Here is an 8,525-nt window from a genome sequence, read left to right as displayed (position 1 = left end):
GGCTGCTGCGTGCCGACGCCCTGACGGTGTGGCTGCTGCTCGCCGTCGGCGCCGTGGCCGCCCTCGCCTGCGCCGCCAACCCCGCCCACCTCGCCCACGAACGGGCCGACGCGGGCACCGCCCGCCGCTACAACCTCCTCATCCACGCCTTCCTCGCCGCCATGAGCGCCGCCGTCCTCGCCGCGAACCTCGGCGTCCTGTGGATCGCCATCGAGGCGACCACCATCGTCACCGCCTTCCTCGTCGGCCACCGGCGCACCCGCGCCTCCGTCGAGGCCGCCTGGAAATACGTGGTGATCTGCTCCGCCGGGATCGGCCTCGCCTTCCTCGGCACCGTGCTGCTCTACTACGCGGCCCGGCAGGCCGGCATCCCCGAGGCCGCCGCCCTGGACTGGTCCACCCTCGCCACGCACGCCGACCGCCTCGACCCGGCCGTCACCCGGCTCGCCATGAGCCTCATCGTGCTCGGCTTCGGCACCAAGGCCGGGCTCGCGCCGCTGCACGCCTGGCTGCCCGACGCCCACAGCCAGGCACCCGCCCCGGTCTCCGCCCTGATGTCCGGGGTCCTGCTCTCGGTCGCCTTCGCCGGGCTGCTGCGCTACAAGACCGTCGCCGACGCGGCCCTCGGCGCGGGCTACACCCGCACCCTGCTCGCCGGGGCGGCGCTCCTGACCCTGGCCCTGGCCGCGCTCCTGCTCCTCGTCCAGCGCGACTACAAGCGGATGCTGGCCTATTCGAGCATGGAGCACATGAGCCTGATCGCCCTCGGCACGGCCATCGGCACCCCGCTCGCCGTCTCCGCCGCCCTCCTGCACATCGCGGGCCACGGGCTGGTGAAAACCGTCGCCTTCTGCGCGTCCGGCCACATCCTGCGCATCCGCCGCACCGCCCGCATCGGGCGCGTCCGCGGGCTGCTCGCCGAGGCACCGGCCCTCGGCGTCGGCTTCGGGCTCGCCGTGGTCGCCCTGCTCGGGCTGCCCCCGTTCAGCCTCTTCGCCTCCGAACTCGGGCTCGCCCGCGCGGGCTTCGCCGCGCACCACGGCAGGGTCGCCGTCGTCGCCTTGCTCCTCGTCCTGGTGTCCTTCGCCGCCCTCGTCTCCCGTACCGCCCGGATGGTGCTGGGCCCCCCGCCCGAGCCCGAGGCCGTCGCCGACGGTCCCGTACGGCTCGGCGTGGTCGCCGCCGCGCCCCTGGTCACCGGCCTGGTCGCGGCCGCGGCCCTGGGCGTCACCACCGGGCCGCTCACCCGGCTGCTCTCCGCCGCGGGCGAGATCGTCGGGAGGCACTGACGTGCTCCACACGACGGAAGGCACCGACTGACGTGACGCAAACGACCACGCACAGGACCGTGACCGACATCGGGCCCGACGAACTGCCCGGCCGCGCCGCGGACCTGCTCGTCGGCGGCCACCGCCTCGCGCTGGTCGCCGCCCACCACGACGGCCCGGCCGCGCCCGGCGGCCGCGCCGTGCGCGTCGTCTACCTCTTCGCCTCCGGCCCGCCCGACACCCGTACCGAACTGCACGTACGCCTCGACCCCCAGGCGCCGGAACTGCCCACCCTGGCCCATCTCTCCTTCCCCGCCGGGCGGTTCGAGCGCGAGATGCGCGACCTGCACGGCATCGTGCCCCTCGGCCACCCGCTGCCGCACCGCCTCGTGCGCCACTTCCACTGGCCCCGCGGCTGGTACCCGATGCACCCCGAGGCCGGGCCCCCGCCGCCGTTCGCGGAGCCCGAGGGGCCCTACCCCTTCCTGGAGGTCGAGGGCGAGGGCGTCTACGAGATCCCCGTCGGACCCGTGCACGCCGGTCTCATCGAACCCGGGCACTTCCGGTTCTCCGTCGTCGGCGAGACCATCATCAAGCTCAAGGCCCGCCTGTGGTTCGTGCACAAGGGCATCGAGAAACTCATGGAGGGCCGCAGCCCCGAGGGCGGCCTGCCGCTCGCGGAGCGCGTCAGCGGCGACACCGCCGTCGGTCATGCCCTCGCCTACTGCCTGGCCGTCGAGGAGGCCACCGGCACCGAGGTGCCCGAGCCCGCCCGCCGCGCCCGCGCGCTGCTCCTGGAACTCGAACGCCTCCACAACCACGTCGCCGACCTCGGCGCCCTGTGCAACGACGTCGGCCACGGCATCCTGCACGCCCGCGCCCAGCACCTGCGCGAACAGCTCCTGCGACTGAACCTGGAGGTCACCGGCCACCGGCTGCTGCGCGGCGGCGTCGTACCGGGCGGCGCGGCCCTGTGCGCGGTGCCCGGCACGGCCCGGATGCGGGTGCTCGGCCGGGAGATCTCCGACCTCGTCACGCTCGCCCTCGGCCACACCACCGTCCGCGACCGCTTCACCGGCACCGCCCGCCTGGACACGGCCGCCGCCCGCGACCTGGGCTGTCTCGGCTACGTCGCGCGGGCCAGCGGAGTGGCGGCCGACGCCCGGGTCCGCCACCCGTTCCACGCGTACGGCAGGGCGCTCACCGTGCCTGTCCACACCACAGGCGACGTCCTCGCCCGCTTTCTCGTACGGGCGGAGGAGGTCGACGCCTCCCTGGCCCTCGTGGAGGAACTGGGGGACCGGCTGGCGTCCGGCCGCTGGGTGACCCCCCTGCCGCCCGGCCGCGCACCGGGCGCGGGCACCGGCATGGTCGAGGGCTGGCGGGGCACCATCGCCACCCGCGTCGAGCTGCGCGGCCGCGACCCCCTGCTGACCAGAGTCAAGATCGCCGACCCGTCCTTCTTCAACTGGCCCGCACTCCCGGTCGCCCTGACCGACACGATCGTCCCGGACTTCCCCCTGACGAACAAAAGCTTCAACTTGTCGTACGCGGGCAACGATCTGTGAGGCTCCGTGCCCCTGCAAGGGGCGCGGGGAACTGCGAGAGCAACCAGCGACGGTTCGCAGCCGCCGGACGGGCAGGGGCGATCGAGCTCGTAGGCGGCTTCAGGGGCGCGGGGCTGTGTCGATATGCGGCTCCGCCGCGTGGGCGCGACCAGCCCCCACCGGGGCCGCAGCCGCGCGCAGCGCAGGCGCACCCCAGTGGGCGCGGGGGCCCGGGGCGGAGCCCCGGCGCAGAGCCTCAGGCGACAGGGGCCTCGGGCCCGTCACCGACGTCGACCCCATGCGCCCGGGCCACCCGCACCGCATCCTCCAGCTCGTCCTCCGCCAGAGCAGTCTCGAACGCATCGGCGGTCGCGCGCGCAGCCGCGAGCGCGGTGCGCGCGTCGCGCACCCGCTGCCGCATTGCTTCGGCGAATACGCTCACGACGCCCCCAGGGGGAACGGTGGGAAGGATTCCTCAATTCTAGGCCCACCCGGGGCTTTTTCCCCTGCTCCGGGCGGCCTCCGGGCACCGCGACGGCCACCCGTGCCGGGAGCGGCCCGCGCGCGGCGGGTAGGGTGGTGATCAAGCCCGGGGGAGACGGAAGACAGCACCATGGCGGGGACCACCGAAGCAGAACTCAGCGGGCTCGCCGATGACGAGCTCAAGACGTTCGAGCGAATATTCGCGAAACTGCGGACGCTCCCCGTCGACCACCCCGACCGCATGCGTGCCGAGCAGACCGCCGCCACCTTCGTCCGTGACGGCCGTCACCGGCGCCGCAAGGCGCTCCGCAAGCAGCGCCGGGCCGCCGACGCCGAGGCGGCCGCCGCCACCGCGACCGGTTCCCCGGCCCGGCGGGAGGACGCCCCGCTCACCGGGCCGGGTGCGCCGGGGACGTACCACCGGCCGCGCCGCTGCTACGTGTGCAAGACGCTCTACCACCGGGCCGACGCCTTCTACCACCTGCTCTGTCCCGGCTGCGCCGGTGACAACACCGCCCGCCGTGCCCTGTCCACGGACCTGACCGGGCGTCGGGTCCTGCTCACCGGTGGCCGGGTGAAGATCGGCTTCCAGCTCGCCCTGATGATGCTGCGCGACGGCGCGGAGCTCATGGTCACGAGCCGCTTCCCGCACGACACCGTCCGCCGCTTCCGGGCGGCCGAGGGCAGCGCCGACTGGCTGGACCGGCTGACCGTGCTCGCCGTCGACCTCCGTGACCCGCGCCAGGTGCTCGGCCTGTGCGAGCGGCTGCGGGCCGACGGCAGGCCGCTGGATGTCCTCGTCAACAACGCGGCCCAGACCATCCGCAGGCCACCGGCCTCGTATCTGGCGCTGGCCGCCGGTGAGGCCGGTGCCCTGCCCGCCGGGGTCCCGGCGACGGCGGTGCTGCGCGCCCCCGGCTACCGGCCTCCGGCCGCCACGGCTCTCGGCGCCGCCGAGGGCACGTCGGGCGCGCTCGCGCTCGTCCTGTCCGGGGAGGGGACCGCCGTGCCGTGGTCCGGGTCGTGGTCCGGTGAGGTGGACGAGGCGGGACTGCTGCCCGACCCCTCCCCGGTGAACTCCTGGTCCGTGCGCGTCGGCGGCCTGGACCCGGCGGAGGTACTGGAGACCCAGCTCGTCAACGCGCTCGCGCCCACGCTGCTGTGCGACCGGCTGCTGCCCCTGCTGCTGGCCTCGCCCCACCCGCGCCGGTATGTCGTCAATGTGACGGCCGTCGAGGGCCGCTTCGCCGTACGGAACAAGACGGGCCGTCACCCGCACACCAACATGGCGAAGGCCGCGCTGAACATGCTGACCCGCACGAGCGGGCCCGAACTCGCCCGGCAGGGCGTCCACATGTGCAGCGTCGACACCGGCTGGATCACGGACGAGAACCCGGCGCCGACGAAGGAGCGGATCGCCGCGCGCGGCTTCCGGACGCCGCTGGACATCGTGGACGGCGCGGCCCGGATCTACGACCCGATCGTGCGCGGCGAGGCGGGCGACCCGGTGGCGGGCGTGCACCTCAAGGACTACCGGGTCGCCGACTGGTGATCCGGCCGGCCGGCCGGGCGCGGCACGGCTCAGACCGCGCCCTCGGTGGTCCAGCCCGGGACCTGGAAACGGGTGGTCAGGTGGGCGCTGTCGACCTCTTCGCCGCAGCAGCGGCAGACCACCACGGAGTCCAGGTCGGCACCGCAGGAGTGCTCCAGGACGGTCGGCGGCACCTCCGCCAGGTGCCGGTCGCCCCACCGCATCAGCATCAGCAGGACGGGCCGGAGATCCTCGCCGGAGGCCGTGGGGCAGTACTCGAAGCGGGCGGGCCGCTCCTGGTAGGCGACCTTCTCCAGGACCCTGGCCTCGACCAGGCGTCGCAGCCGGGAGGAGAGGATGTCGCGCGGCGCGCCCGTGTTGCGCGCGATCGCGTCGAAGCGCCGGACGCCGAAGAAGACCTCGCGCAGCACCAGCAGGGAGTACTTCTCGCCGACCACGCCGAGTGCGTCGGCGATCGAACATGGGCGCGCTGTCGTCATGCGACTCATCGTAAAGCAGGGGGATTTGCTTCCCCAACCCGCCGTCGAACAGCGGGAATACGGCGGGAACGCGGCGGGAACGCGGCCTTCCCGCGATTTCACGGCCGGGCGGCCCGGATGAGCTGGCGCAGCGCGCCGCGATAGACCTCGTGATCGCTCATGCCGGGGAGGATCATCTCCATGTTCCCGGTCAGCACCGGGAAGCGCTCGGGATCGAGCGCCGCCAGCGCGGTACGGGTGGTGGTGACGGTGTCCCGGGGGTTGCGGTGGTCCACGAAGGTGGCGCTGCCCAGCGTGAGCAGATACATCCGCCGGTACGTGCGGAACGCCTCCTCGGGGGTCATCCCTGCGGCGATGCTGTCCGCGAGCGCGGGCTCCACCAGCCGGGCGAGCAGCTGCGGGCCGAGCCAGGGCCGCGCCCCGCGCAGGGCGACGAGCCCGGGGTGGGCGATCAGCAGCTCGTACAGGGCGGTGAAGCGGGCCTCGGTCGCCTCCGCCCAGCCGGTGCCGGGCGGGATCTCCGGCAGCTCGGCGGCGAGGTGGTCGGTGCACAGGTCGAGCAGGCCGCCCAGGTCGGTGCAGCGGCGGTGGATCGTCGCGTGGGAGACGCCCAGGCGCTCCGCGAGCGAGCGGAAGCTCAGGGCCGCGGGGCCCTCCTCGTCGAGGATCGACAAGGCGGTGCGGGCGATGCGCTCGGGGGTCGCCCGGGACAGGGAAGGAGATTGCCTCGGCATGTGATACACCGTATCGTACGCTGTATCGAACGGGGCGGTCCGACGGCCGTCGCCGTGCCCCGATCACCGTGAATCCGATCACCGTGACCCGATCAAGGAGGACCCTCCGTGCACCGCCTCACGTACGGCGACGTCGAGCAGGCCGCCGAGCGGACCGCGGGCCGCGTCCGCCCGGTCCCCGTCGTCCCCGCCGACACGCCCTCCGGGTCCGGGGACTTCGAGCTGTGGCTGGCCCTGGAGTTCATGCAGCACACCGGATCCTTCAAGGCGCGCGGCGCGCACAACTTCCTCGCCGCGCACCGCGAGGCGGGCACGCTGCCCGCGGCGGGCGTCACCATCGCCTCCGGCGGCAACGCCGGGCTGGCCTGCGCCTGGGCCGCCCGGGAGCAGGGCGTCACGGCCACGGTCTTCCTGCCCGCCACCGCCCCGGGCGTCAAGGTCGCCAGGCTGCGCGGCCTCGGCGCGGACGTCCGTCTCGTCGGCAGCGAGTACGCCGAGGCCCTCGCCGCCTGCCAGGAGTTCGCGGCCGCCACGGGCGCGCTGGCCAGCCACGCCTACGACCACCCGCTGATCGCCGCGGGGGCGGGCACCCTGCTGGAGGAGATCGTGCAGCGCGTCCCCGGCCTCGACACGGTCGTGGTGGCGGTGGGCGGCGGCGGGCTGTTCGCCGGGGTCGCCACGGCCGCCCGGCACCACGGTGTGCGCACCGTCGCGGTCGAGCCCGAGAACTGCCGCGCGCTGCACGCCGCGCTGAAGGCGGGCGAGGTCGTCGACGTACCGGTCGACTCCGTCGCCGCCGACGCGCTCGGCGCGCGGCGCGTCTCCGCGACGGCGCTCGCCGTCGCGCAGGAGGGCGATGTGACGTCCGTCCTGGTCCCGGACGCGGCGATCGTCGGTGCGCGGCGGGCGCTGTGGGACGAGCGGCGTGTCGCGGTCGAGCACGCGGGGGCCGCGGCGTTCGCCGCGCTGGCCGGGCCGGACGCGGCGTATGTGCCTGCCGCGGGGGAGAAGGTCGCCGTGGTGTTGTGCGGGGCGAACACGGATCCGGGGGATCTGATCGACCGTTAGGCGGCCCGCGGGTTGTGCGAGGGCGCCCGCCAGGGTGCCTCTTGAAGTCCGGTCGCGGCCGCGGGTCGTGTGTGGCCGGGCGCGCGGTTCCCCGCGCCCCTTGTGGGGCGCGCCGCCCCCGGCGGCCTGCCGACCGGCCGGTACACACCCTCGCCCCGCGCCCCCCGGCGGTGCCATCATCGTTCCGTGGCACCGAGCTATCAGGCGATCACCCTACGGGTGCTGGGGGACGGCTTTTCCGGCTGGACCCTCCGCGACGGCGAGTCCTGGTGCATGGTCACCCCGCCCGGCCACGTACGCCGCCGGCAAGGCTGGAAGCTGCACCTGTCCGCCACCCCGGCCTCCTCGCCCCACGTACTGGAGCGCGCGGCCGCGGTCCTGGTGAAGCACGCGTGCGCCTTCAAGTTCGCAGCCTCGCCCCGGCGCACCGCCGAGCTCACCTCCGCACACGCCCCCCGCGCCCGGTCGGGCAAGTTCCTCACCGCCTACCCCGACAACGACGACCACCTGAGGCTGCTCGCCGAGGAACTCCACCGGGCCACCCGCGGACTCGCCGGCCCCGCGATCCTCTCGGACCGCCGCTACCGGCCCGGGAGCCTGGTCCACTACCGCTACGGCTCCTTCGCCCGGCCCCGCGAACTCAACGACCGGGGCTGCTACGAGGGACGGCTGCGCACCCCCGACGGCGGTGACGTCCCCGACGTGCGCAACCCCTGGTTCTCACCGCCGCCGTGGGCCGCGCCGCCGTTCGGCCCGGCCCCGGCCGCCACGCCCGCCCACGCGCCCGGCGACCCCGTCCTGCTCGTCGGCCGCTACCTCGTCGGGGCAGCCGTCCGCCACGCCAACAGCGGCGGCGTCTACCGGGCGCGTGACCGATGGACCGGCGAGGACGTCCTGCTCAAGGAGGCCCGCCCGCACGTCGGCACGGGCCCCGGCGGCGAGGACGCGCGGGACCGGCTGCGCCGCGAGGCCGCCGCACTGGCCCGGCTCGCGCACCACGGCCTCGCTCCCGCCGTGCGCGACGTCTTCGAGACGGAGGGGCACGTCTTCCTCGTCACGGACCTCGTCGACGGCAAGCCCCTGCGGCAGTGGGCCGCCGACCGCGCGCGGCGCGACACCGGCCGCATCCCCGTGCTCGTGGCGTGGCGCCTCGCGCGCCGCCTCACCCGGCTGCTCGGTGATGTGCACGCCGCCGGTTTCGTCGTACGTGGCCTCACCCCCGGTGACATCGCCGTCAGGCCCGACGGCACCCCCGTCCTCGTCGGCCTGGCCCACGCGGTGCGCGCCGACGGCACCACGTACGTCGCGGGCGTCCCCGGCTTCACCGCGCCCGAATACCTCGACGGCCCCGGCCGGGACGGTGCCGGGCCCCTGCCCGCGCCCGGGCCCGAAGC

General features: G+C 75.0%; 7 protein-coding genes and 1 pseudogene. 5 read left to right on the top strand and 3 right to left on the bottom strand.

Going from position 1 to position 8,525, the window contains the following annotated elements:
* A partial coding sequence (locus K6I34_RS25540) for a proton-conducting transporter membrane subunit (RefSeq protein ID WP_229328869.1) occupies window positions 1–1,289 on the top strand: 1,289 nt, incomplete at its 5' end.
* Window positions 1,290–1,348: 59 nt separating this feature from the next.
* Entirely contained in the window at window positions 1,349–2,836 is a 1,488-nt protein-coding gene (locus tag K6I34_RS25535) for an NADH-quinone oxidoreductase subunit C (RefSeq protein ID WP_229328867.1), read from the top strand.
* Window positions 2,837–3,071: 235 nt separating this feature from the next.
* Here the strand turns inward: K6I34_RS25535 and K6I34_RS25530 are convergent, their stop codons facing one another.
* A complete protein-coding gene (locus K6I34_RS25530; protein ID WP_229328865.1) occupies window positions 3,072–3,257 on the bottom strand; it encodes a hypothetical protein in 186 nt (61 codons plus the stop codon).
* A 171-nt stretch (window positions 3,258–3,428) separates the two neighbouring features.
* On the opposite strand from K6I34_RS25530, the gene K6I34_RS25525 reads away from it, so the two are divergent.
* On the top strand, window positions 3,429–4,850 hold the full coding sequence (locus K6I34_RS25525) for an SDR family NAD(P)-dependent oxidoreductase (RefSeq protein ID WP_229328863.1): 1,422 nt from the start codon (window positions 3,429–3,431) through the stop codon (window positions 4,848–4,850).
* A 29-nt stretch (window positions 4,851–4,879) separates the two neighbouring features.
* Here K6I34_RS25525 and K6I34_RS25520 read toward each other — a convergent pair whose 3' ends face one another.
* Window positions 4,880–5,338 (bottom strand): winged helix-turn-helix transcriptional regulator, encoded by a 459-nt coding sequence (locus K6I34_RS25520; protein ID WP_374231007.1) that lies wholly within the window; start codon window positions 5,336–5,338, stop codon window positions 4,880–4,882.
* Between the two features lie 89 nt (window positions 5,339–5,427).
* Window positions 5,428–6,063 carry a TetR/AcrR family transcriptional regulator gene (locus K6I34_RS25515; RefSeq protein WP_229328859.1) on the bottom strand — a complete coding sequence of 212 codons (636 nt, stop codon included), beginning with the start codon at window positions 6,061–6,063 and terminating at the stop codon, window positions 5,428–5,430.
* Between the two features lie 108 nt (window positions 6,064–6,171).
* On the opposite strand from K6I34_RS25515, the gene K6I34_RS25510 reads away from it, so the two are divergent.
* Both K6I34_RS25510 and K6I34_RS25505 read left to right on the top strand, forming a co-directional pair.
* Window positions 6,172–7,131: a threonine/serine dehydratase gene (locus K6I34_RS25510; RefSeq protein WP_229328857.1), complete on the top strand. Its 960-nt coding sequence runs from the start codon at window positions 6,172–6,174 to the stop codon at window positions 7,129–7,131.
* 186 nt (window positions 7,132–7,317) lie between these two features.
* A pseudogene (locus K6I34_RS25505) lies at window positions 7,318–8,525 on the top strand (serine/threonine protein kinase); the annotation flags it as partial.

Origin of the sequence: Streptomyces sp. UNOC14_S4 (genome assembly GCF_020740835.1) — a bacterium.
Classification (GTDB): Bacteria; Actinomycetota; Actinomycetes; order Streptomycetales; family Streptomycetaceae; genus Streptomyces.
The sequence above is the reverse complement of the archived record's forward strand: the minus strand, read 5'-3'. Positions and strand labels throughout refer to the sequence as shown.

What these genes read in the sequence shown, in the direction of transcription:
- K6I34_RS25525 (WP_229328863.1), top strand. Translation starts at nt 3,429, where the DNA reads ATGGCGGGGACCACCGAAGCAGAACTCAGCGGGCTCGCCGATGACGAG.
- K6I34_RS25520 (WP_374231007.1), bottom strand. Translation starts at nt 5,338, where the DNA reads ATGAGTCGCATGACGACAGCGCGCCCATGTTCGATCGCCGACGCACTC.
- K6I34_RS25515 (WP_229328859.1), bottom strand. Translation starts at nt 6,063, where the DNA reads ATGCCGAGGCAATCTCCTTCCCTGTCCCGGGCGACCCCCGAGCGCATC.